This window comes from Serratia sp. K1WW1, assembly GCF_055790865.1.
Genome location: NZ_CM147697.1, coordinates 2953032 through 2977669, shown reverse-complemented (window position 1 = coordinate 2977669; position 24638 = coordinate 2953032). Strand labels below are relative to the sequence as shown.

At 51.7% G+C, this 24638-nt stretch carries 15 protein-coding genes; 6 read left to right on the top strand and 9 right to left on the bottom strand.

All coding sequences use genetic code 11. The features are described from left to right. Positions 1–449 precede the first annotated feature (449 nt). Complete coding sequence (locus ACX9GU_RS13515; protein ID WP_473195090.1) at positions 450–10505, top strand: non-ribosomal peptide synthetase; 10056 nt, start codon at positions 450–452, stop codon at positions 10503–10505. 164 nt (positions 10506–10669) lie between these two features. Here the strand turns inward: ACX9GU_RS13515 and ACX9GU_RS13510 are convergent, their stop codons facing one another. Continuing rightward, positions 10670–11107 carry a VOC family protein gene (locus tag ACX9GU_RS13510; protein WP_473195089.1) on the bottom strand — a complete coding sequence of 146 codons (438 nt, stop codon included), beginning with the start codon at positions 11105–11107 and terminating at the stop codon, positions 10670–10672. 18 nt (positions 11108–11125) lie between these two features. Then, the gene (locus ACX9GU_RS13505) at positions 11126–11995 is read right to left on the bottom strand and encodes a helix-turn-helix domain-containing protein (RefSeq protein ID WP_161711576.1); all 870 of its coding nucleotides are present in this window, start codon (positions 11993–11995) and stop codon (positions 11126–11128) included. A gap of 178 nt (positions 11996–12173) precedes the next feature. On the opposite strand from ACX9GU_RS13505, the gene ACX9GU_RS13500 reads away from it, so the two are divergent. Then, positions 12174–13079: a DMT family transporter gene (locus ACX9GU_RS13500; RefSeq protein WP_473195088.1), complete on the top strand. Its 906-nt coding sequence runs from the start codon at positions 12174–12176 to the stop codon at positions 13077–13079. Between the two features lie 118 nt (positions 13080–13197). Here ACX9GU_RS13500 and ACX9GU_RS13495 read toward each other — a convergent pair whose 3' ends face one another. Further along, positions 13198–13518, bottom strand: coding sequence for a colicin V family bacteriocin (locus ACX9GU_RS13495; protein WP_473195087.1), 321 nt, complete (start codon positions 13516–13518; stop codon positions 13198–13200). A gap of 528 nt (positions 13519–14046) precedes the next feature. Here ACX9GU_RS13495 and ACX9GU_RS13490 point away from each other — a divergent pair. Together ACX9GU_RS13490 and fdhF are read left to right on the top strand one after the other, a co-directional pair. After that, a complete protein-coding gene (locus ACX9GU_RS13490) occupies positions 14047–14229 on the top strand; it encodes a hypothetical protein (RefSeq protein WP_473195086.1) in 183 nt (60 codons plus the stop codon). 117 nt (positions 14230–14346) lie between these two features. Then, entirely contained in the window at positions 14347–16518 is a 2172-nt protein-coding gene (fdhF, locus tag ACX9GU_RS13485; RefSeq protein WP_473195085.1) for a formate dehydrogenase subunit alpha, read from the top strand. Positions 16519–16719: 201 nt separating this feature from the next. Here the strand turns inward: fdhF and ACX9GU_RS13480 are convergent, their stop codons facing one another. Further along, the gene (locus ACX9GU_RS13480; protein ID WP_473195084.1) at positions 16720–17316 is read right to left on the bottom strand and encodes a histidine phosphatase family protein; all 597 of its coding nucleotides are present in this window, start codon (positions 17314–17316) and stop codon (positions 16720–16722) included. A 222-nt stretch (positions 17317–17538) separates the two neighbouring features. Here ACX9GU_RS13480 and ACX9GU_RS13475 point away from each other — a divergent pair, with 222 nt between their 5' ends. Beyond that, positions 17539–17946 carry a cupin domain-containing protein gene (locus tag ACX9GU_RS13475; protein ID WP_024486661.1) on the top strand — a complete coding sequence of 136 codons (408 nt, stop codon included), beginning with the start codon at positions 17539–17541 and terminating at the stop codon, positions 17944–17946. Between the two features lie 83 nt (positions 17947–18029). Here ACX9GU_RS13475 and ACX9GU_RS13470 read toward each other — a convergent pair whose 3' ends face one another. Both ACX9GU_RS13470 and ACX9GU_RS13465 read right to left on the bottom strand, forming a co-directional pair. After that, on the bottom strand, positions 18030–18551 hold the full coding sequence (locus ACX9GU_RS13470) for a chromate transporter (protein ID WP_473195083.1): 522 nt from the start codon (positions 18549–18551) through the stop codon (positions 18030–18032). Next, entirely contained in the window at positions 18548–19117 is a 570-nt protein-coding gene (locus ACX9GU_RS13465) for a chromate transporter (protein ID WP_473195082.1), read from the bottom strand. Before ACX9GU_RS13465 ends, ACX9GU_RS13470 begins: the two co-directional genes overlap by 4 nt. A 99-nt stretch (positions 19118–19216) precedes the next feature. Here ACX9GU_RS13465 and ACX9GU_RS13460 point away from each other — a divergent pair, with 99 nt between their 5' ends. Then, entirely contained in the window at positions 19217–20128 is a 912-nt protein-coding gene (locus ACX9GU_RS13460) for a LysR family transcriptional regulator (protein ID WP_473195081.1), read from the top strand. Between the two features lie 7 nt (positions 20129–20135). Here ACX9GU_RS13460 and licT read toward each other — a convergent pair whose 3' ends face one another. The 3 genes from licT to ACX9GU_RS13445 are packed head-to-tail and all read right to left on the bottom strand — an operon-like array spanning position 20136 to position 24268. Beyond that, positions 20136–20975 carry a BglG family transcription antiterminator LicT gene (gene licT / locus ACX9GU_RS13455; protein WP_473195176.1) on the bottom strand — a complete coding sequence of 280 codons (840 nt, stop codon included), beginning with the start codon at positions 20973–20975 and terminating at the stop codon, positions 20136–20138. Positions 20976–20987: 12 nt separating this feature from the next. Further along, positions 20988–22403, bottom strand: a complete 1416-nt coding sequence (locus tag ACX9GU_RS13450) for a glycoside hydrolase family 1 protein (RefSeq protein WP_473195080.1) — start codon at positions 22401–22403, stop codon at positions 20988–20990. After that, positions 22400–24268, bottom strand: a complete 1869-nt coding sequence (locus ACX9GU_RS13445; RefSeq protein WP_473195079.1) for a beta-glucoside-specific PTS transporter subunit IIABC — start codon at positions 24266–24268, stop codon at positions 22400–22402. The genes ACX9GU_RS13450 and ACX9GU_RS13445 overlap by 4 nt, the downstream gene beginning before the upstream one ends. Positions 24269–24638: the final 370 nt, after the last annotated feature.

Here is a 24638-nt window from a genome sequence, read left to right as displayed (position 1 = left end):
TCACAATAAAATTCATAGATCAATGCCATAAAAAACTATTGACATTTAAATTACACAATAAAATCAATGGATAATTTTTTTAAAACTCTCTGTTAACCATCATTATTGATATTTGCATTTGTATTGTTAAAGTTTTAAACTAAAAATATAAAATGAATGATAAGAAAAACTAATGTCACCCTATTAATAATGACGCCACCTATCTACCTGATTTAAATAGGCATGCGATTCAACTTAATTCAATGAATACCTCCGGCTATTTATTATCTAGGAACATGATTTTTTCTTTTCTTTATAGGGAGAAGATTAGGCCGAACTGTCAGTCATCGAACCATTTTTAATTAAATGCTGGGGTCACATTTGCATTTTATGCGCAATGAATATTTTCTTAGCTTAGTGTTTACCAATACCTACATGTAAGTATTGACTTCAAAAAGAGGATGGAACCAATGGAGTTGATTTTGATCTCGCCGTATACCAGAATGTTCTGGAATGAGTATGTTCTTAAGCCTCAATCATCTGAGTACAATCTAGTAGTGGATCAGTCAATTGAAGGGCCGCTTGATATTAACAGGTTGCGATCAGCTGTAGAAGGACTGGTACGCGACAACGTTTTATTTCAGCATGTTTTAAGTGATAAAAATGAGCAACTTCAGTGGGTCAGGTCTGAAAAGGAAATAACGCTTGAAATACATGATGCCTCATGCGATATAGCCACTTTGGTCAACACTCCTTTTAACCTCATGGAAGGGCCTCTTTGTCGTTTTTATTTAATTGAACTGGGCTCACAGCGCTACAATTTCATCGGTATACTACACCATATACTGATCGATGGCTTATCTGGTCAAGAGTTTTACGACACTTTATCCCGCTACTATAATCAAGGGCCGCTGGTATCGCCAAATGCCCATACCCCGGTACACCTGCAACAACTCTATCAACAGTATGCAACTGATGTATCACGATTGAAACATGAGCTCAACTCTCCGTCTTTTTGGAGAGAGTTATTGGCGGACTGCCCTCCCCGTATCGACCTGCCCTACATTCATGGTCAATCAAATACAACTTGTACATCAGGTGAAGTAAGATTCAGTTTGCCGCTTTCCGAATGGAACAATCTGAAATTCGGGGTGAAGCATGCAAATTCATTCTTGATTTTCAAGACGTTATGGGCACTATTAATTGCCCGTCAGTCTGAACAGAAAACGGTATATATCGGTTATCCCGTTGCTGCTGAAGGAGGAGATGAACTCTATTATGGTGCCCAGGTAAACACAGCCGTCTTCCCACTCCGGCTGTCACCACAGGACACTTTTGCCAGCCAGTATCTGGCTACTCTTAACTACACCAAAGCGCTTAAAGCTTCAGGGAAGTTGCGACACTCCAAGCTGCCCATCGACGAGATATTAAGTCAGAGCCAGATCAAGCAGTTAAACGTTAATTTTACTCAAGCCTACCTCAAAGACTCACCGCTAACCTTCAAAGGGTGCCGGATGAGTATCAATCACCGTTTTAATATTGACTTGGCGGGTTCTGAGCTGTTGCTGGAGTATCAGCAATCAGAGAAGACATTTGATTTCAGGCTGAGATATAGACCAGATTTGTTCGATGAAACTCAAATGCATGAAATGGCGGAACAATATCTTCATTTGTTACGCTCAACATTGAATGAACCCAAGCGGCCAATTTCTACCTTCTCACACCTGACAACCCAGCAAGAACTAAGCCTGTGGGATCGCTTCAACAGTCATGACGTTCCGCCTTCAGGCTCCCAAAACACATTGCTCAGCGGGTTTGAGAAAACCGCCAATATTTATCCGGAACGTATTGCTCTCAAAAATGACAGTGAACAAATCAGCTATGGGGAACTTGAGCATCGCAGTAGTCGATTGGCTCAGCAACTACGTATGGAATACCGGCGCATTTGCGGTCAGGAAATGCCCACCGATACCTTGATCCCGCTCTATTTACACCGGGGTATGGATGCCGTGGTTGCCATACTGGCCATTATGAAGGCAGGGGCAGCCTATGTTCCGTTGGATCCTAACGCCCCCGCGCAACGACTGGCCTATATTTTACAGGACGTAAATAGTCCGTTAGTACTGACTGAGGGAGCGCTGCAGGATAACATCCTGCAAAATTCCCCCGCCAGTCACTGTCTGCTGATTGATAGGCCAGAGCCGACTCCTTTTGCTGAGAATATTGCGTTGCCGGATCTTGATAACCGGCAGTTGGCTTATGTGATTTATACATCCGGTACCACAGGGCGGCCCAAAGGGGTGCTGTGTGAACACCGTGGTGCCGCCAATATGATCCTGCGCCATACTCAGCGAATACTTGCTGGCGAGCGTAATATTCTTAACTGTCTACAATTTTCCTCATTAGCCTTTGATGCGCACGTGTTCGAGGTCTTTATAGCGCTGGGTAATGGACACTGTCTGTGTATTGCCAATGAAAATCAGCGTCTGGACCTGGCATCACTCATCGAGCAAATGGCTGCATGGCAGATCAACTTCTGTTTCCTCCCTCCCGCACTGCTCAGTACCAAACCGGTATTTCCAGCCTCGCTGTACTATCTGGGCGTAGGCGGCGAAGCCACTTCACAGGATGTACTTGATCACTATCTGGCAAGTGGTTTACGGGTTTCCAATCTGTATGGCCCTACTGAGGCATCGGTCAGCGCCAGCATCAACCTGTATCGAAACAATGGTGCACGTAATATTGGTAAGGCGATCGCTAATATGCAGTGTTACGTGATGGATGAACATTTCAACCTGTTGCCATTGGGCGTGGAAGGAGAACTTTATCTTTCAGGTATTGGTCTGGCTCGCGGTTATCTGGGCCAGCCTGAGCTGACTGCCAGCGCGTTTATTGATAACCCGTTTAACCATTCTGCAGAATATGGTCGTGTTTATCGTACTGGAGATCGGGTGCGCCGTTTAGCCGATGGCAGCCTGGAATACTGTGGCCGTAAAGATCAACAGGTGAAAATCCACGGTTATCGCATTGAGTTGGGCGAAATCGAATCGGTAATGCGCGGTCTGTCAGGCATCACAGAAGCAGTGGTCGTTGCGCGTAAACATCCATCACCGCAGCTCTTGGCCTGGTATGTGTTGGCTCCGGGCTGCGACCTCACGCCTAAAGAGATCGGCCAGCAGCTTGATGCTCAATTGCCACATTATATGGTACCTGGAGCGATGATGGCGATACCGTCGATCCCGCTCACGGTAAGTCAAAAGGTAGATTATCGCGCATTACCCGAGCCCAAGCTCATTGAGCAGAATACGCCTTTCCGGGCACCGACCAATCCGTTAGAGAGCCAATTATTAGTTCTAGTGAATGGCTTACTAAACAGCAATGCGGGCATAGATGACCACTTTTACCGCTTGGGCGGTAACTCTATTTTGGCGATTAAACTCTGTCATGAAATCAATAAGCAACTTGGTGTCAAAGTCTCAGCGCTGATACTCAACCAGCACCCGACGATCGCAGCGCTCAGCCACTATATTGCTCAACAAGAGCATGAGATGTGCGACAACGTAATCCTGGCGACAGGATGCCAAACCGCGCCGCTGTCTTTCCAGCAATCCCGCCTGTGGTTTATGGAGCAACTGTCAACGGGTGCCACGCATTACTTGTCGCCGATCCTGCTGCAGCTCGCTGCCAAAGTGGATTGTGGTGCCTTTATTAAAAGCCTGCAGGCGATTGTGGCTCGTCATCAGGTATTGCGCAGCCTGATACAACAGGATCAGAGAGGGGAAGCCTGTCAAATTGTCACAGACCGGGTACTGCCTGTACCGATCCACGTTGTGACGGCTGATGAATTCTCTTTTTACCTGCAAAAGGAATTAAATCAACCTATTGATTTAACATGTGAAATCCCACTGCGCGCCGCAATCTATCAGTATCAGGATGAAACGGGGAAAACTCACACAGCAAGCCTGTTGGTATTCCACCACATCGCCTTTGATGGTTGGTCGATGGATGTGCTGATGAAGGAGCTTGCTGAGTTTTACACTCACTTCCTACTGCGCACAGAACAGCAACCGGCAGAACTTGCCCTGCAGTATATCGATTATGCCCTCTGGCAGCATCAACAGGGTGAAGAAGCGGGCAAAGCGGATGACTTGGCATTTTGGCACCAGGCATTAGCGGATTGTCAGCAATTGGACATTCCACCCGACTATGTCCGCCCTGCCACGTTTGATACCCGTGGAGATAACTGCGATGTCATGCTGCCAGCACACTTGGTTGCATCACTCGGCCTGCTGGCCCGCGAAGAGGGAGTCAGTTTGCATGCCGTCATGTTGAGCGCATTCACATTGCTGTTGGCTCGTTTCACCGGCCAGGATGATGTCATGGTTGGGACGCCTCTGGCGAATCGTGGCCAGCCTGAACTGGAAGATTTGATCGGTTTCTTTGTTAACACCTTACCGCTGCGCAATCGTGTGGATAACGAGATTTCAGTTTCTGCATTTATCCAGCAGGTAGCCACCAACACGCTGCAAGTACAACAGCATCAGAGCCTCTCGCTGGAACAGTTGGTTGACAGTCTGGCACTGCAACGTGATTTTTCGCGCCATCCGCTGTTTCAGGTGATGTTTGCGCTGGAGGAAGGCGTCAAGAGCACTGATGACTCGTCCTGTTTCTGCGTGGTGGATCTGAGCGACTATGAGCAAACGGCTAAATTTGATTTAACACTGACCCTGACGCCAAATGAAAATCAGATGTGCGCACGATTCAACTTTGCCACTGCATTGTTTAAAAAAGCATCAATCAGTCAACTGGCCAACTACTTTGTTTCTATTCTGCAGCAGATGGTGGAAAAACGTCATCATCAACTAAAAGACATCAGTCTTTCCTATCAAGTAGATAGACAGCAGCTAATCTCTTCCCGCCTTGAACAGCAGTTTGAGTATTCATTCGAGCGTACGTTGCATCATGACTTTATGCTGAATGCCCGACAACATCCGCATGCCGTAGCCGTCATCGATCAATGGGGGGAAATGACCTACGGTGAGCTGTACCTTACAGCGCTAACTCTCGCGACCCAATTGCGTCTGCAAGGGGAAATACAGGGGGGATCCATCGGTATACTGGCGGACAAGGGGCGTCAGCAGCCCATTGCTATTTTGGCGGCTCTGATGTGTGGTAAAGCCTTTTTACCCATGGATAAAAGCTGGCCACGGCAACGACGCCTGGGCGTGATGGCACAGGCGGGCATCAATACCCTATTGAGTAATGAAGCCTGGGAAACGCCAGAGATTAACGTTGTAACGCTCGATAGCGCTGGCTTGGCACCAATGCTACCTAAGCCTGAACAGCTTTTATCCCCGGTTGATGTGGATGCGGATAGTCTGGCCTATATCATCTTCACCTCTGGTTCCACTGGCATGCCGAAGGGGGTAGCGATCGAACACCGCAGCGTCGTCAACATGATTGAAGGGACGAATCGTTACTTTTCCGTTGATAGAAACGATCGCAGTATCGCGCTTAGCGTGCTGAGTTTTGACCTCGCCATTTATGACATTTTTAGTGTGCTTTCAGCAGGTGGCGCGGTCGTTATGCCCGCCGAGTGCGATCGAAGCAATCCAGAAGCCTGGTATCGGTTGATCATCACCCATCGAGTGACCCTTTGGCTTAGCGCTCCAGCGTTGATGGAGCTGTTGCTGGACTACGTCAACAATATCGGTGTGGTCTCTGGACCCGTGCCAGCATTACGTGCCGTGATGGTCGGAGGAGATTGGATTGCTACCTCACTACCAGAGCGTTGCCGCCAATGGGCGCCGAACAGTCGATTCTGCAGTGCTGGTGGCGCCACAGAGTCTGCTATTTTCTCGATCCTTTATGAAGTGCCGCATGAGCCAGTGCTCTCAGTCAGTATCCCTTATGGCAAACCACTGCCACATCAGCGTTTCTATATTTTGGATACCTGGTTACGCCCCGTTTCTGAGGGGGTGAAAGGCGAAATCTACATCGCGGGTGAAGGGTTGGCGCGCGGTTATTACGGCGATAAAGAGAGAACCGCAAATAGTTTCTTCTGGCATGAGCTATTGCAGGAACGGGTTTATCGCACAGGTGATGCTGGCCGTTTCCTGAGTGACGGAAATATTGAATTTATGGGGCGAATTGATCAACAGGTCAAAATCAACGGTTACCGCATCGAGTTGGGTGAAATTGAAAATATTGCATTGTCATATCCAACTCTGACGGCCTGCTGCGTGATACTGCTCAAGCACCCTCAACCCTATCTGGCAGCTTATTTGGTTGCCAGCGAGCCGGTGGACGTCTCTGCATTGCGCCAATACCTGCGCAGCCAGTTGCCACCATACATGATGCCCAAAGCGTTTGTTCAGCTCGATAGTATGCCGCTGACGGAGAACGGTAAAATTGCCAGGAAGGCGTTACCAGAACCGCAGTATGAGCAACGCGATTTCGTCTCGGCTGAAAGTGGCTGGGAAAGTGAGTGCAGCGAGGTTTGGAGCGGGTTGTTAAATCTCCAACGTGTCAGCGTAGAAGATAACTTTTTCTCGCTGGGAGGAAACTCGATTCTGGCGATCCAGGCCTGTTATCAAATCAGTCGTCGACTGCAACGTGATGTCACCCTGAGCGAATTGGGACAACACCCGACGATCAGGGAGCTTTGCCAATACCTGAATAACAAACCTGATCGGGAAAAAAACCTGTCCATACCTGCATTGCACCGTGATACCTATCCTTTATCTTCCTCACAGATGCAACTCTGGTTTATCGAAAATATGAATGGCGGCAGTAACCTTTACCACATACCGATGTTGTTCCGCCTCAGTGAAGCGATTGACCAGATGGCATACTGTCAGAGTTTACAGACTATCGTTGCCCGTCATCACGTATTGCGTAGCACTATTTGCCAGCAACAGGCTCTAACGGCCGCCTCACAGTTATCGAATGATGAACTCCAGGTGGCATGTTTGACATTGAATGAGGACAATTGGCAGCGACAGTTGCTGCAAGATATCGACCGGCCATTCCGGCTTGAGGAAGAAATTCCGATTAGGGCCAGCATTTATCAGGTCCACCAGCAAGATAACTCCACAGAGCGTTACAGTCTGATTGTGGTGCATCACCTGGCTTTCGATGGCTGGTCACAGAACCTGTTCTTGCAAGAATTGCGGACCTTGTATGAGGCCTATCGAACCGGGCGGCAACTGGCGTTACCTGAAATGACCTTGCAGTATGGTGATTATGCCTGCTGGCAGCAGACGTATCTGGGATCTGAAAAGGTCGAGAGGTTGAAAACTTTCTGGCTGCAGCAACTTCAGGATTGGCAAGTGTTGGAAATGCCGCTTGATTATGTGCGCCCCACTCTGTTCGATCATCAAGGCGCCAATCACCGCGTTATATTGCCCACTACCCTGGCTGCGCAGGTGGAACGCTTTGTGCAGCATCAAGGGGTGACTCCTTTTGCCCTTTTCCTGTCGGCATTCAATCTATTGCTAAGTTGCTTTAGTGGTCAGCAGGATATCCTGGTGGGGACACCGGTTGCCAACCGGCCAACGGCGGAGACCCGCTCGGTGATCGGCTTCTTTGTCAACACACTACCGTTACGTACACAAATCGATGACAGCATGCTGTTGTCTGACTATGTGCATGAAGTCTTTAACATTTCACTGGAAGCACAGAAATACCAAAGCCTGCCGCTGGAACAGCTGATTGATATACTCCAGGTGCAGCGCGATCTCTCTCGTCATCCGTTATTCCAGGTGCTATTTGTGCTGGAGGATTCCACGCAAAATCCGCAGCAGCTAGATTGGCTGATACCACAAAACCTGATGGAACAGTATCAAGCTGCCAAGTTTGATCTGACACTGAGTATTCAAAAAGATGGCGAATGTACCCAGGCCGTATTCAACTATGCCACGGCACTGTTTTTACCGGAAACTATGGCCTGCCTGTCACAGTATTATTTGACGATCCTTGAACAGATCGTTGGGCAGAGTAACCTGCGAATTAATCAATTGGAGCTGGTCTCCACAACAGAGGTAACCCACCAGCGTGAAGCCTGGCAAGGCTGTTCGCCAGCTTATGATTTTGAGCGTGCGATCCATCATGATTTTATCCTGCAAGCACTGCAGCAACCCCAGGCTGTGGCAATTATCGACAGCTTGGGAGAGCTGAGTTATGGCGAGCTCTATCAGGCCGCATTGACTCTGTCGTTACAGCTACGTCAGAACATGGATATGAATACCGAAACCATTGCGGTGATGGTCGACAAAGGAAGAGCACAGATTATCGCGGTGCTGGCGATCGTCATGGCTGGTAAGGCTTACCTGCCGCTAGATGGTTCCTGGCCAGAGCGTAGACGGCTGGAGATTATCGCTCAATCACAAACCCGAGTGATCCTCAGCAGCGAACCCTGGCACAACATCGAGCAGGCAAGACTATTGCTGATTGATATCCATGGCGTGGTGGCAGAGTTGCCCCCAGCGCAGCCAGGGGAGCCGGTATTCTCCGCGCCTCATGAGCTGGCCTATGTCATCTTTACTTCGGGCTCGACCGGCATTCCTAAAGGGGTAGCTATTGAACATCGTGGTGCGGTAAACAGCATCATCGATACCGTCCGCCAACTTGGCCTTGACCGGCGAGATCGTGGGTTGGCGCTCAGTGCGCTGAGTTTTGATATCTCGGTGTTCGATATTTTTGGCATTCTATCGGTAGGCGGGACCATGGTGATGCCGTCGGAGTCAGAACGTTATCGCCCCGATTCCTGGCACCAATTGATGGTTAATCATGGGGTGACGTTCTGGAACTCTGCACCTTCGGTGATGACATTACTGGTTGAATATCTGGAGTCCGAGCAGGCTGGGGAGAAAGGCTGGCCGATGTTGCGTACCGCAGTGCTGGTTGGGGAAGTCATATCCAAACAGCTACCGACACGTATTCGGCAATGGAGCAGTGATTGTCGAGTGGTCAGCGCCGGTGGTGCAACGGAAAGCTCTATCTGGTCGATCCTCTATGATATTCCGGATACACCCATTCTTAGCCCCAGCGTACCCTACGGTAAGGCTATGGAACATCAGCGTTTTTACGTGCTGGATCGCCACATGCGCGTGCTCCCACCCTGCCTGCCGGGTGAGCAGTATATTGGTGGTGCGGGGGTTGCTCGAGGCTATTTCCGCAATGAATCGATTACCCAGGAGAGGTTTATCTACCATCCTGAACTGGGCGAGAAGCTGTATCGCACCGGAGATGCCGGACGCTACCTGCCAGATGGAAATCTTGAATTTATGGGGCGTATGGATTTTCAAGTCAAGATTAATGGCTATCGCATAGAACTGGGGGAAGTTGAGAGTAGTGCTCTGGCGTTTGGCCTCATCAAATCGTGTTGCGCGATCGTATGGAAAGATCATGATCAGGAGCGATTAGCCCTCTACTACGTTTGTGATGAACCGCTTGTTGAAGCTGAACTGCTGGAGTTCCTCAGCCAGCGTTTGCCACTTTATATGATCCCGACGGCGTTAATCGCACTAGAGGCTCTACCGTATAACTCAAGTGGTAAGCTGGATCGCAAAGCGCTGCCTGCTCCGCAGAAAAGTGAACAGAGCGGCTATGTTGCTCCGGGTAATGAACTCGAACAACAGCTTTGCTCGTTGTGGCAAACGTCCCTGAAACGCGATCGGGTAGGCATGACAGACGACTTCTTCAGTTTGGGGGGAACGTCGATTATCGCGATCTCGGTATGCATAAAACTGTCTGAATTGCTGAAAACGACCATACCTGTTGTCAGGCTGTTTCAGTGCCGTACGCTGAAAAACCTGCTTGCCGCTCATAAGGTAAGTTTGGTGACACCTTTAACACCGACGGTTAGTGGCCTGCCTGCTTTGTGGATGATCCACCCTGCTCTGGTTGGTGCAGAAGTATTCCATCCCTTCGCACAACATTTGCAGGATCGAATGAATAGCTTTGGCGTTGATAATTATAATCTTTATCACCGCCCGGTTATTTCGTCTCTGACAGTATTAGCCGATCTTTATCTGGCGGAAATGATCGCAAACGGCTTACTTGCGGGGCCGATACAGATATTGGGGTGGTCGTTGGGAGGACTCATCGCTCTGGAAATTGCGGCCAGATTGGAAGCTCGTGGTATTGAGGATGTGTCGCTCTATCTGCTTGATAGTTTTTATCAGCAAACGGCGAAGGAAGTTTCGCTTGCCACTCTGCTGCCCGCTATGGGGATTACCGGAGAGGCCGCCGAGCGTGCTCTGGCGGTGGCAGAAGTAGAGGATCAGCTTTCGTGCGCGAAACTCAGCCGCAAACTGCAAACTACCCAGGTCACGCTGTTTAAAGCGATGTTGGCAAACCCTGCTTTACCGGAGGAAGCGATGAAGCCGTTAATTGCCGTCCCTGACAACGGTCTGAAAGCAGCCTGCGAACATCTGAAGGTGATCCCGCTGGACTGCCATCATCATAATATTCTGGAATGTGGTGATGACATCCGTAAAGTGATCGGCTCTTCTCGAGGTTAAATATAGCCAAGGCAGCGGAGGAAATCCGCTGCCCTTGATTCTCTATATAACAATAAATTACCCTGCGAATGGACTCCCCCTTTCAACCTAAAAACTGACTCACAGTGAATCAAATTCCGGTACACTCGGCTATATAGGGAGTAACGTTGCCTGGTTGTCCGGTGTTATGCCCGCATCCAGGGCGTTAAGGTTACACCGACCAGCAAGCCTTCCGGGCTTATCAGACGGGTGACGCTCTGGCCCCAAGGCTCCAGACGGTTGGCTACCAGCAGTTGATAGCCCTGATCCAGCAGCGTTTGGGTGGCCTTCGCCATATCCGCCACGTCAAACTCCATCCACGCCTGCGGCACCGGCAAATCTTGTGGCCAATGATCCTGACCAAAACAGGATTGGGCGGCCTGCGCCAATGGCCACAGCGCAAAGTGCTTCACGCCGGCCAAGGCATCGTGCTCGGTCAGCAGATAGTCCTCATTCCCTTCCATTGGCTTTAGCGGCAACCCCAGCGCTTGCTGATAAAACGCAACACTTTGGCTGGTGTTTTGGGTGATCGGGCCAAAACCCGCGACAAAAAGTACCTCGACGCCACAAAATGGTTGTTCCATATCCTTTCTCCTCAGGAGTTAACGGTTTTGCTGCCGCAGCCGTATCGGCGTATAGCCATAGAATGCCTTGAAACGGTGGCTGAAATGGCTGGCCGAGCTAAAACCGCAGTCCAGCGCAATCTGGGTTAGCGGCATCAGCGTGTTGCGCAGTAATTTCTCCGCCTGCTGCAAACGCACCTGCATCACATACTGATGCGGCGCCTGCCCGGTGCTGTGTTTAAACATGCGGGCAAAATGAAACTCACTCAATTCCGCCTGAGCAGCCAAGTCTGCCAGCACCAATGGTTGATCGAGATGGTGATAGATAAACTCTTGCACCCGCTTCAGCACGGCCGGTGCCAGCCCACCACGCACGCTGGGCAGCCGCCATTGCAACTGTGTGTAGCGCTGAAGCATATGCGACATCAACAGCGTGGAGGCACTGCTCAGTGCCAGCTGGTTGGCGCTGTCTTGCCAATTGTGATTAAGTAAAAACTGGCGATACAGCAGCGTAATTTGCGGATCTTCCGCAAACGACAGCGGCTCTACGTTGATGGACGCCGGGCTGCGATCCCAGGTCTGCTCCACCAAATGGCGCAAATGCTGGTCGGTACAGTACAGATGCACAAAAGAGAGATTGCTGCGGACATCCCAGGTGGATTCGTAATGACGCGGCATGATGCAAAAACGATCCGGGCCGCCGCCGTTCTGCCACCCCCCAGGCACCTTCTGATAGCACTCATAGCCATCCGCCACGTACAGGCTGAGGGTGTGGTGATCGGCACTTTCCTGGGTGATACGATCGTTGCAGTTGGACCAGGCCGCCAGTTGCACGCCAGATCCCAGTTGCACGCTGTTGTGCAACCGGGCTTTATGTTGGTGCAGTGTTTCAAATGCCAGGTATGCCATAGCTGCCCTATTCCGGTGATCCAAGCCGTTTCAGTTTAAAGAGTGCTGGCGCGGGATACCAGTTGTCACCGGGCGCTTTTAACAAAAAAAGCGCAAGAATATGCAATTGGCCGCAAAAGGCTGAAAGCGTGACGGCGCTAAAAGATGAATACTCCCGTCATCATTCACAGGAGAATTTATGAATACGCTGTTGTATCTTGCCGTGGTGCTGATTTGGGGCACCACCTGGATTGCGATTACCCTGCAACAAGGCACGGTGGCGATCCCCGTTTCGATCGGTTACCGCTTCCTGCTGGCTGCCGCCGTGATGTGGCTGGCCATGCTGGCGCTACGCCGTCTGCGGGCCATTAGCCTGCGGGACCACCTGTTCTGCATGTTGCAGGGCTGCTGTGTGTTTGGCTTTAACTTTTACTGTTTCTACCTGGCCGCGGCCTATATCAGCAGCGGGCTGGAATCGGTGATTTTCTCGATGGCGGTGTTATTCAACGCGGTTAACAGCATGATTTTCTTCCGCCAACGCCCCAGCCCCAACCTGCTTCCTGCGGCGCTGTTAGGCATGATCGGCATCGTGGCGCTGTTTTGGCAGGATCTGATGGCGACCCAGATGGCGCCAGAATTGCTTAAAGGTATCGGGCTGAGCGCTCTGGGTACCTACGGTTTTTCGCTGGGGAACATGCTCAGCACACGCCACCAACGCCGTGGGCTGGATATGCTTTCCACCAATACCTACGCCATGAGCTACGGCACACTGCTGATGTTTGCCATCGCACTGGCACAGGGCGCATCATTGCAGCTCGAATTCACCACTCGCTATCTGGGTTCGCTGTTCTATCTGGCGATTTTTGGCACGGTGATCGCCTTTGCCGCCTATTTCACCCTGTTAGGCCGCATCGGTTCAGGGGCCGCCGCCTATAGCACCTTGCTGTTCCCGTTGGTGGCGCTGACGATCTCCACTCTGTATGAGGGTTACCAGTGGCATCTGAATGCGGTGATTAGCCTGTGCCTGATCCTGCTGGGCAACCTGGTGATGTTTTCCAAGCCGGGGATGTTCAATCTATATCGATGGAAACGTGGGGTTCAGTGACGGTATCCAAGATAAGCGTAGGGATACCGTTGCCCACTTAAGATAACCCATAAATTAACACAAAGATCATTGAGGTGTGATGTAAACCACCTCAATGATTACCCCCTATCACGAAAGATTACAGCCCATTGCAGTAGGTTTCGTATTGACCTTGTTTACTCATGCATATTAATGGCTTATTAGGTCGACAAATGCCATTCCAGGCAGGCCCAACTTCTGGTCCGCTGGCTTTTGGGTTTCCTGCAGCATCATATAATGCGCCCACGGCAACCCCTGCGGCTAACCCAATTGCCGGCCCTAATGGTCCAGCCAAACCCGTTCCAAATGCCGTACCAGCGATTGTGGCTCCGCCAACGGCAACCTCTCTACCTGCTTGTTCCCAGTTTACATTTCCTGCACCTGAAACCAAATTAATTTCATCAAAGCTTAAGACTTTCATTTAAAAACTCCTGTTACTTGATAGTAAATAAACATCACGATTGCTATGCCAGTAGAAATAGCCAAGGACTGAAATAACGGAGACGCGTTAAAGCTTCTCGCAATAGAACCTATGACAAGCCCAAGAAAAACACAAAAAAAGACAAATAGAATATTTTTCATTAACCCCCCTAAAATGTAAGTAATGAACCTATTTTTAAAATTAAGGCGTTGACTTTACTAAATAATAAAAGAGATTATTCAGGCATTATAAAAATGCCTGAAGGTGCTAAGACATGTGATACAGCCTACCTACTCATTTATCAAATGAGGTTATCACAAAGTAATCTTCCAGAAATTGATAATGGCTATCATTCTAAATTATTTTATCAAGGTCAAGTTATTTTTTATTCACCAGCAAATATCTATTAATCATTTCTATAATGAAAACCGTTAAAGCGATATACTAATTTTATTAGCAACAATCAAAGTTAGCAGCGAAAAATAAATCGATAGCCATGGTCTAAAGTAATACGCAAGAACCGTAATTGTGTTGGATTCCTCCCCTGCCTATGCCTATGCCTATGCCTATGCCTATGCCTATGCCTATGCCTATGCCTATGCCTATGCCTGTTTTACGATAAAGGGAGTGACGAAAATCCGGCACCGCATCGTCATTTATGTCGAAAAAGTGTCGAAACATCATCAATCTCCCTGCAACCTACTGTTATAAAAAATATTTCCTGGTTGGCATGTTTTATGTATTGCCCTAGACGGAGCATAAACCTTGCCATCCCCGAAGGCTTTTTAGCTGCGCTCAAAAGTTACAGGGGTAATCCGGGAGTTCACCATGAAAAAAATCACTACTGTCTGCCCTTACTGTGGCGCAGGCTGCAAACTGAAACTGGTAGTAGAAAATGGCAAAATCCTGCGCGCCGAAGCGGCAGACGGGGTAACCAATCAGGGGGAGCTTTGCCTGAAAGGCTACTACGGCTGGGACTTCCTCAATGATACCAAACTGCTGACTCCGCGCCTTAATCAGCCGCTGATCCGCCGTGTGAAGGGTGGCAAATTTGAAGCTGTCAGTTGGGAGGAGGCTATTCGCTACACGGCACAGCGTCTGAAAGAGATCAAACAGCAATATGGTGCGCGTGCCATCATGCATACCGGTTCATCGCGCGGGACGGGTAATGAAACCAACTACGTCATGCAGAAATTCGCCCGGGCGGTGATCGGTAATAACAATGTCGACTGTTGTGCCCGCGTTTGCCATGGCCCTTCCGTTGCAGGTTTGCAAGCGACTCTGGGTAACGGCGCGATGAGTAACTCTATCGGCGATATCGAAAACTCCAAGTGCCTGCTGATCATCGGCTACAACTGTGCAGATTCGCACCCTATCGTGGCTCGCCGAGTGTTGAAGGCCAAGGAGAAAGGTGCACAGATTATAGTATGCGACCCACGCCGCATCGAAACGGCGCGTATTGCCGATCTGCATTTACAAATCAACAACGGCTGTAATATGGCGCTGGTGAATGCATTCGCTCACGTTTTGATTGAAGAAAACCTGTATGACCGCGATTACGTCGCCAAATATACCGAAGGTTTCGACGCCTATCGCCAGCAAGTGGCAGACTATTCTCCAGAAGCGGTGGAGCACCTGACAGGGGTCACTGCCCAGCAGATCCGCCAGGCAATGCGTATCTACGCCAGTGCCCCTTCCGCCACCATTATGTGGGGCATGGGAGTAACCCAATTTGGCCAGGCTGTAGACGTGGTGAAAGGCATTGCCAGCCTGGCACTGCTCACGGGCAATTTGGGGCGCGCCAACGTGGGGGTTGGGCCGGTTCGTGGGCAAAATAACGTTCAGGGAGCCTGCGATATGGGGGTTCTGCCAAACGAATTCCCTGGTTACCAGGCAGTGACCGACGCCGCAGTACGAGCCAAATTTGCCGCAGCCTGGGGGATTGACGCTGCACAGATGGACGCCGAAGTAGGCTACCGTATCACCGAAATACCGCACCTGGCCCTTGAAGGCAAAGTCAAAGCCTACTACATCATGGGGGAGGACCCATTACAGACCGAGGCCGATCTGAGCCTGGTCCGTCGTGGGTTCGACGCGCTGGACTTTATCGTAGTGCAGGATATCTTTATGACCAAAACGGCCGAACAGGCCGATGTGATCTTGCCTGCCACCTCATGGGGGGAGCATGGCGGAGTGTTCTCCTGTGCCGACCGTGGTTTCCAACGTTTTGAGAAAGCTATCGAGCCGCAGTATAACGTCAAACGTGACTGGGAAATTATCAGCCTGTTGGCGACTGAAATGGGTTACCCAATGCACTACGAAGATAACCAACAGATCTGGGACGAGATGCGCGAGCTGTGCCCACTGTTTTACGGAGCCACTTACGAAAAAATGGGTGAGCTCGGCCATGTGCAGTGGCCTTGCACCACCTTGGACAGCCAGGGGACACCTTACCTGTATCAGGATAACCAATTCACGACCCCTTCCGGCAAAGGTCAATTGTTTGCTACAGCCTGGCGCGCTCCCGCAGAAATCCCTGATGAAAACTACCCTCTCGTGTTGTGTACCGTGCGCGAGGTCGGCCACTACTCATGCCGCTCAATGACCGGCAACTGTAAGGCACTACAAACGCTGGCGGATGAGCCTGGTTTTGTGCAGATCCATCCGCAAGACGCCGCTGCACTGGGCATTGCCGACCAACAACTGGTTTGGGTGGCCTCCCGCCGCGGCAAGGTGATTTCCCGAGCCAACTATAGCGAGAGGATTAATTTGGGCGCGGTTTATATGACCTACCAGTGGTGGATTGGCGCCTGTAATGAACTGACCCAGGATAACCTGGATCCGATCTCGAAAACGCCGGAAACCAAATACTGTGCGGTGAAGCTGGAAGCCATTGCCGATCAGCAATGGGCAGAAAACTACGCTCAGCAAAGTTACTGTACCATGAAGGCCCGCCTGCGCAGCGCCGTGGATGACTTGTTATTGCCGTTAGAAGCTTAGGTTAATTAACGGATTAACGCGGAAATCATTGAGGTGTGGTGTATAACCCCACCTCATTATTTACTTGGCCGCCATTGACCTTGTTGACTCATGCAAATTAATGGCTTATCAGGTCGACCAATCCACATTTCACGCACCCGAAAGCGATTTTAGTACCGCGCCCTTAGTGACTCCGATGACTGAATTTCTGCGCTGATATTGTCACTTCATTCCGGTTGGACAAGTATCCGCGACGTTGTTAAGCCCTTCGGTTTGACGTTCGAAGCGGATCTTGTTGGCGGGTGCATCGTGGTTAATGGTCAGCACATAGATACCGTCAAAATCACTCCCCGGCCATTTGGTAACCTGTTGTGGGTCACCTCCCTCGGCGGTGATGATATTTTTTACCACCTGCACCAGATTATGATGTTCCCAAGAGACAAACACCACGGCGTTGCGGAAACGTTCGTCCAACAGGGCCGTCTGCAAATCAGCAATGTCATCGGCGTGATACTGGATATTCACCGGCAGTGAGAGCCGAATGGCCGTTGGGGTGATGGTGGTCAATGCCCGCATGGAGTTGCCCAGCTTATTTTTCTTGGGGCCAGCGGCATAAATGGCCTCAGGCTTACCGAAGCGGGAGATCAAGACCTCCGGCAGTGCCAAGGCTCGGTTAAAGCCTTTGCAGGTCAGCTGACCACTATTGTTGTCTGGCTTCTCACCGTGGCGAACGAAAACCAGGGTTTGCTCACTCCAGGCGGCCCCTGCCACGCTGGACAACAGCAACGCCAACACGCCGTTTTTAAATGCTTGCTTCAAGGTTCTCTCCAACCATATTTGCCCTTAAGAGCGTCGCCAGGTAAGACCGCGAACCTGCAGGTCATGTCGTGACTAATGAATTATTTGCATAGGTGTATGCATATTTAGCTACTTTATCATTGAATCGGCCCTGTAATACACTCCCTCCTGTCGGCCATAAGCACATCGGCCACCCTTTTTGGTTGTTCCTGAAAGCAGGCGTAATTTGACGGCGGAGACAAAATGAACGAGAAATTTGACGGTAACGGTATTTTCCCCAAAGGGCCAAAAAATGACGCCTATGCGCAATATTTCACCGGCACCAGCTACCTGAACATGTTGACCACCGAAGGGGTAGCCATTGGCAATGTGGTGTTTGAACCAGGCTGTCGGAATAACTGGCATATTCACCATCAGGGCGGCCAGATCCTGCTGGTCACCGGGGGGCGCGGCTGGTATCAGGAGTGGAATAAACCGGCTCGCCAACTTACCGCCGGAGACGTAGTCAATATCCCGGCAGGAGCCAAACACTGGCACGGTGCAGCCCAGGATAGCTGGTTTGCGCATATTGCCGTGGCGGTCCCGGCCGAGGGTTCCTCCAATGAGTGGTTGGAACCGGTATCCGACGAGGATTACCGTCAACTGCCATGATAACAAAGCCACCTGCCAAAACGGGTGGCTTGAGATTAATGACCAAGGGCGCAGCATGCAGCGCTTTATAGATAATTAATCAGTTAACCTATCACTAATCCCAGCACTGCCCCGCCCGCCAGGATCCATAATGGATGAATACGTTTATTCATACTCAGCAGCGTAGCTAACACAATTAATATTGCTAACCGCCAATTGGTCGCTGAAGCCTGGGCAATCAGCACGCCGCTGGCGGCAACCAAACCGACCGTGACCGGCACCAGCCCAACCTGCACGATACGCCGCCAGGGCTTATCTTTAAAACGCCGCCATGCGCCCATCACCAAAATGGTAACGATGGACGACGGCCCAAACTTGGCCACAGAGGAAACCAACAGCCCGGCCCAGCCCGCGACGTGCCAACCAATCAGCGGCACGATCATCATATTCGGCCCCGGTGCCGCCTGTGCCATGGCGAACAGCGCGCTAAATTCCTGGGCGCTCATCCATTGATGCACCTCCACCACCTGGCGCTGCATTTCCGGCAGGATGGTATAGCCGCCGCCGAACGCCATCAGCGAAAGCTCGGTAAAAATAATCGCCAACGAGATTAACACCGCCATCATGAAGGTTTCCTCCAGGCCAGCAGAATGCTTAGCGGGGCCAGCACCAGCATGGTAGGCAGCAATGGCAAGCGTAACCAGGCAATCGCCACCAAAGCAATGGCGACAATCGCTAACGGCAACCATTTCCCCCACAGCGGCAGCAGCATTTTCAACGCGGTAGAGAGCAGTAAGCCCGCCGCCGCTGCGGCTAAACCGGCAAACACGTGCTGCACATGAGCATCGTCTTGGTAGCGGGCATAAATCACGCCTAGACCAACCACAATTGCCGTTGGGGCGCAGATCAGCCCGAGCAAGGCAGATAACGCACCACGCAATCCGCGAAACTCCATCCCCACCGCCACCGACAAGTTTATGACGTTGCCACCCGGCAGGAACTGGCACAACCCCAGCAGTTCGGTGAACTGCTCAGCGGTTAACCAGCGACGTTGTTCCACCAACATGCTGCGCGCCAGCGGCAGCACCCCGCCAAAGCCGATCAGGCCCAGCATCAGAAAGCCGGTAAACAGTTGACCATTGCTCGGTGGCTGATTGATTTCATGATCCTGTACCGCATTAGAGTCAGACATTGCATTTCCCACATCACCCAAGTTGTTATCTCGCATGATGCGCGCGGCCATGTCATGATGTCTAATGCATTTCAAAACCAGTTTCGATACCTATAAGGTATGAATATGATTGAGCTACGCCGCCTGCGGGCGTTCGTTACCGTGGTCGAAGAAGGGAATATCACCCGTGCCGCCGCTCGGTTGCACATTCAGCAGCCGCCACTGACCCGTTTGCTGCAAGGGCTGGAGGAAGAACTGGGCGTAAAATTGTTGCAACGATTACCGCGTGGAGTGCGCACCACAGAAGCAGGAAGCGTGCTGTTTAACGAGGCAAAAGCGTTGCTGACAAGAGCCGAGAAGTTGACCGAAGCGGTCCATCGCGCGGCACGGGGTGAGCAAGGTCATTTGGCGATCGGTTTTACCAGTTCGGCGGCGCTGCATCCGTTTGTGCCCAATCTGTTACGCCGTTACCGCGATATTCTGCCCGGGATCACCACATTGCTGGAAGAGGCTGGCAGCGGAGAGCTAATGGAGGCCTTGGTAGATGAACGCCTGGATGTGGCTTTTGTACGCTCGCCGGTGAGCGGGATACCAGGGTTGGTGATCGAGCCTGTACTGCTTGAACCCATGCTGATTGCCTTGCCTGTCGGCCATCGTTTGGCGATAGACAGCAGCGAAAAGGTCCCCCTGACCGAACTGATCCACGAACCGCTGATCCTGTATCGCCGCCCGGCGGGCCAAGGTTTGTATGATGCCATTCTGGCCGCCTGCCACCGAGCCGGTTTCAGCCCGCGCATTGTGCAAGAGGCACCACGCCTGCCCGCCACGCTGAATCTGGTCGGTGCTGGCCTGGGATTGTCTATCGTACCGGCATCCATGCGGCGTCTAGGCGGCGACGGGATCGTTTTTCGCAGCATTGCCGAGGAGGCTCAACTGAGCGCCCCGCTGTATCTGGCGCTGCGTGAAAACCGCCAGTCACCGCTGATTACCCGGTTGCGCCAGTTGGTGGCCGAAACGGTGAATTCACTGTAGACCGGGCTTATTCGTCCCGATCGACAATCCGCGTCAGGTGGATGACCAAGTACAGCAACTCGTCGTTGGACATCTCCATTTCCAGCAGATTTTTCACATAGTCACGGATCACCAGTGCACAACGATAGGCCTCTGGGTACTCTTTCGTCGCCTGCGAGAACAGGAAATCGTCTTTCGACTTCACCTGTTTGTTATCGATCATGCGTTGAATGAAAAACTGCATATGCAGCAGGAAACGCGAGTAGTTGAGTGAGTCTGTGGCGATATCGATGCGGAAATGGTATTTGATGATGTTGAAGATATCCTTCAGCATCTTCACCGCCAGCAGCGTGTGCTCCATGCTCTGCACGTCAGTTTGGCCATTGACCAGGTGAAAGGCAATGTTCCCCGCCTCTGCCTCCGGCAACAGGATATCCAAACGCTCGTTGATCTGCGCCAGCGCCTGCAATGCCACGGCAAACTCCTGCGGATAAAAGCGTTTTACCTCATGCAACAGCCGGTTCTGAATGATGATGCCTTTACGGCAGCGCTCAATCGCAAAACTGAGATGATCCACCAGGGTGAAAAAGATCTGTTCGTTGACCCGGCCACCAAGCTGGCTGTTAGCCAGCCTGAGGATCATCTGCACCAGTTCAATATGCTGCTCCGGCGTGGCTTCTATCAGGCGCAGATGGTCGTGGCCGGTTTGACCGTTCTGCACCACATAGACCTTTTCTATGCTGGCCGCAGCCAGCACATCGCCTACTTTGCTGTTAAACCCGATGCCCTTGCCCATCACGATAACTTCGCGGTTATCGCTGTCGGTGGACAGCACCAGGCTGTTATTGAGCACCTTGATGACTTTCATCATTAAACTGTGTTATCCACGTTGTTGGCCGTTCGAGGCAATCAGGCGCTGATACCAGGCGAAACTGTTCTTCTTGATACGCCGCAGATCGCGCAGATCCTGTTCACCACGGTTGACATAGATAAAACCGTAGCGCTTGGCGTAGCCCTGATGCGTGCTGACCAGATCGATCGCCGCCCACGGGCAGTAACCCAGCAGATCGACACCATCGTTAATCGCCAACTGCATTTGTTCGATATGCGCACGCATAAAATCGACGCGGTAATCATCATTGATGATATCCCCAGACAATAGCTGGTCCGGCGCGCCGATGCCATTCTCAGTAATTAAAATCGGCAGATGATAACGTTCATAAACCTTGCGCAGCGTCAGCCGCAGGCCCACGGGGTCGATCACCCAGCCATAGGGCGTTTTGTCGACATACGGGTTTTCCGCTGCCCGATATACGCCCGGCTCACCCAGCATGATTTGCTGATCCCCCGCACGAGCCGTAATATCCGAGGCATCGCCACGGCTGGCGGCGATGGTGGCGGTGGAATAGTAGTTAATCGCCACATAATCCGGCCGCCCTTGCAGCAGTAGCTCCGTATCTCCGGCTTCAATCACTGGGGCAAGGCCACGATCCTGCAAATATCGCCAGGCCAACGCATTGTATCGGCCATGTACCGCAACATCCAGAAAGCTCCAGCAGCGCAGCGTTTCCCAGTTATGGGCCGCGATGGCATCCAACGGATGGCTGGTTTCCTGATACATGGAAGTGGTATTGATCGCCGGGCCGATTTTCCCCTTGGGGCAACGCTGATGGCACAAAGCCATGACCTGCGCCTGCGCCACCAACATATGGTGGCTCTGTTGATAAAGTACCGGCTTGGTAGGTAGTTTGCCGCCCTTCGGCACACCGATGGCTCCAGGGTGCAGGATCATGGTGTTCTGTTCGTTGATGGTCAGCCAATATTTGACCTTATCGCCAAAGGCAGTGAACAGCACGTCCGCATACTCGACAAAGGCATCGATGGTCTGCCGATTGCTCCAACCGCCCTGTTGTTCCAGCACATAGGGCAGATCGAAATGGTAGAGCGTGACCACCGGTTCAATGCCGTGCTTGAGCAGTTCATCGATCAGGTCACGATAAAACGCCAGGCCAGGCTGATTCACCTCGCCCGTGCCGTTCGGCAAAATGCGCGTCCAGGCTACGGAGAAACGGTACGCCTTCAGCCCTAATTCGGCGAACAGCTTAACGTCCTCACGAAAACGGTGGTAATGATCGCTGGCCACCTTAAAATCTGCCGTCTCGGCAGGATGATCGAGCATATCGACAATGGAAGGGCTTTTGCCATCTTCGTCCCATGCCCCCTCAACCTGATAAGCCGAGGTTGAGGCCCCCCACAGGAAGCCTGGTGGAAAATCGTTCAGCTGTTGGTAAATCATGCGTTTTGCTCCCCACTATTCAGTGCGACAATTTGCTCACCAAAGTTCACCGGGCCAGGCTGCCGACAGCTCAGATGCGGATACTGCTCACTGTTGACCACCAGCACCGGGGTGATGATGTCGTAACCCAGCGCAGTAATAGCAGCAATATCAAAGCGTACCAACTCATCACCGGTTTTCACCCGATCGCCCACCTGCAGTTGAGAGCTGAAATGCTCACCGTTGAGATTGACGGTATCGATGCCGATATGCATCAGCACTTCCATACCGTTATCGGCCTTAATGCCTACGGCATGCTTTGAAGGCAGGAAGGTCACAATTTCCCCGTCCACGGGCGCGCGCAACACGCCTTGCTCAGGCACAATCGCCACGCCCTTGCCCAGCAACCCTTGCGAGAATACGTCGTCATTCACCTGTTCCAATGCCACCAGTTGGCCTGCCAACGGGCTGTGTAGCAACGCGGCGTCACCAGACGGTGCGCTGTCTGTCACCGTTGCCTCTTCTTCATCAACCGGATCCTCAAAGCCCAGGATCCAGGTCAAGGCAAAGGTCACGACGATGGCGATGACGCAGGTGATGAGGGCGTGCACGATATTCATCGGGTTTTCGCCGATAAAGGCCGGTAATGCCGCTAACCCCGGTGAAACAAAGGCATAGCGCACCAAACCGCTGACACCCGCGTAAACACCGGCACAGCCGCCGCCGATCATGGCCGCGATCAGCGGTTTACGCAGTTTCAGCGTGACGCCGTACAGTGAAGGCTCGGTGATCCCCAACAGCGCAGTGAAACCGGCGGATGAGGCCAACTGGCGCAAATTTTTATTCTTGGTGCGGAACGCTACGCACAGGGTTGCCGCGCCCTGGGCAATGTTGGAAGCCAACATGCCGGGGCCATTAATCATCTCAAAGCCGTTTTTACTCAACTGGCCAGTAGCGATAGGCGTCATTGCCCACGCCGTGCCGGTGATCACCAGGAACGGTTGCAGCCCGCCCATTAACATCGGGATCAGCCAACTGGCCTTGCCATCGATGATCGCCGCGCCGCTGGCTACCAGATCGTTGAGGAAAATACCGAACGGCCCCACTGCCACCAAGGCTAGCGGCGTGGTAACCAGCAGGATGATCATCGGCTTGGTGAAGAATTTAATCATGGTCGGCGAGACTTTTTCGGCAAAGCGCTCGATATAGGACATCAGCCACACCGTAAAGATGATCGGCAGCACCGAACCGGCATAATCGGCCAACCGCACCGGGATGCCAATAAAATCGATTGGCGATCCGGCGGCCAGCATCTGGGCAAGATTTGGGTGCAACAAGGCTCCCGCGATGGTCATGGCCAGAATAGGGTTACACTCAAACTTGATTGAGGCCCCATAGGCCAGCAGCACCGGCAGGAAAAAGAAGGCGGCATCGGCGATGGTATCCAGCAGATGGTAAGTTGGGCTGGCCGCGCTGATCGCCCCAGTTAACTTGAGGATCGCCAGCAGCGCCTTGATCATCCCCGCGCCGGTAATAGCCGGGATCACCGGCGTAAAGGTGGTAGAAATCACGCTGATAATCTGCGTAAAGACACCGCCCTTGGCCTTGTTTTTCGGCTGTCCGTCAGGTTTGCCCAACGGTTGGCCAATCGCTTTTTGCAACGCGCGGAAAGTCTGTTGCACGTTGTTGCCCACCACAATCTGGAACTGGCCACCGCGCTCGACTACGCTGATCACTCCGGGCAAAGCTTCGATCGCTTTCGCATCTACCCGACTATCGTCGTTAAACTCCATCCGCAGGCGGGTGGCGCAATGCGTCAGCTTACTGACGTTAGCCTTCCCCCCGACCAGTGCCAATATGTCCAAGCCCAACTTGTTATAATCCATAGGTTTTCCCCGGCAAAAAAAGCAAAAAAAAAGACCAAAATGAAAATGCTCCCCTTCGGCAGAAGAAGTGCATTTCTATTTTGGTCTTGCCTGCTTGCGCAGTAACACGCCATCATAAAAATGATTGAGTAGCTTATTAGGCTACGGCGCAAGTAATACCGCGGACGCGATCGCCAGGCAACCGGCAACGCTAAGCTTTGTGATTCGCATCACGATTAGCCGCAGGAAAAATCGCAAGCGATCCAACGAAAAATCATCAAACTCTCCCGCGACATACTGTAGCCATGCCCTTCAATAGGTTAAACTTCCCTACCTCGGCGAGTTACCTCTGCCGACCGTTGCGCTTGAATAACAATGAACCAAGGAAGTC

What these genes read in the sequence shown, in the direction of transcription:
- ACX9GU_RS13515 (WP_473195090.1), top strand. Translation starts at nt 450, where the DNA reads ATGGAGTTGATTTTGATCTCGCCGTATACCAGAATGTTCTGGAATGAG.
- ACX9GU_RS13510 (WP_473195089.1), bottom strand. Translation starts at nt 11,107, where the DNA reads ATGGAACAACCATTTTGTGGCGTCGAGGTACTTTTTGTCGCGGGTTTT.
- ACX9GU_RS13505 (WP_161711576.1), bottom strand. Translation starts at nt 11,995, where the DNA reads ATGGCATACCTGGCATTTGAAACACTGCACCAACATAAAGCCCGGTTG.
- ACX9GU_RS13500 (WP_473195088.1), top strand. Translation starts at nt 12,174, where the DNA reads ATGAATACGCTGTTGTATCTTGCCGTGGTGCTGATTTGGGGCACCACC.
- ACX9GU_RS13495 (WP_473195087.1), bottom strand. Translation starts at nt 13,518, where the DNA reads ATGAAAGTCTTAAGCTTTGATGAAATTAATTTGGTTTCAGGTGCAGGA.
- fdhF (WP_473195085.1), top strand. Translation starts at nt 14,347, where the DNA reads ATGAAAAAAATCACTACTGTCTGCCCTTACTGTGGCGCAGGCTGCAAA.
- ACX9GU_RS13475 (WP_024486661.1), top strand. Translation starts at nt 17,539, where the DNA reads ATGAACGAGAAATTTGACGGTAACGGTATTTTCCCCAAAGGGCCAAAA.
- ACX9GU_RS13470 (WP_473195083.1), bottom strand. Translation starts at nt 18,551, where the DNA reads ATGATGGCGGTGTTAATCTCGTTGGCGATTATTTTTACCGAGCTTTCG.
- ACX9GU_RS13465 (WP_473195082.1), bottom strand. Translation starts at nt 19,117, where the DNA reads ATGTCTGACTCTAATGCGGTACAGGATCATGAAATCAATCAGCCACCG.
- ACX9GU_RS13460 (WP_473195081.1), top strand. Translation starts at nt 19,217, where the DNA reads ATGAATATGATTGAGCTACGCCGCCTGCGGGCGTTCGTTACCGTGGTC.
- licT (WP_473195176.1), bottom strand. Translation starts at nt 20,975, where the DNA reads ATGAAAGTCATCAAGGTGCTCAATAACAGCCTGGTGCTGTCCACCGAC.
- ACX9GU_RS13450 (WP_473195080.1), bottom strand. Translation starts at nt 22,403, where the DNA reads ATGATTTACCAACAGCTGAACGATTTTCCACCAGGCTTCCTGTGGGGG.
- ACX9GU_RS13445 (WP_473195079.1), bottom strand. Translation starts at nt 24,268, where the DNA reads ATGGATTATAACAAGTTGGGCTTGGACATATTGGCACTGGTCGGGGGG.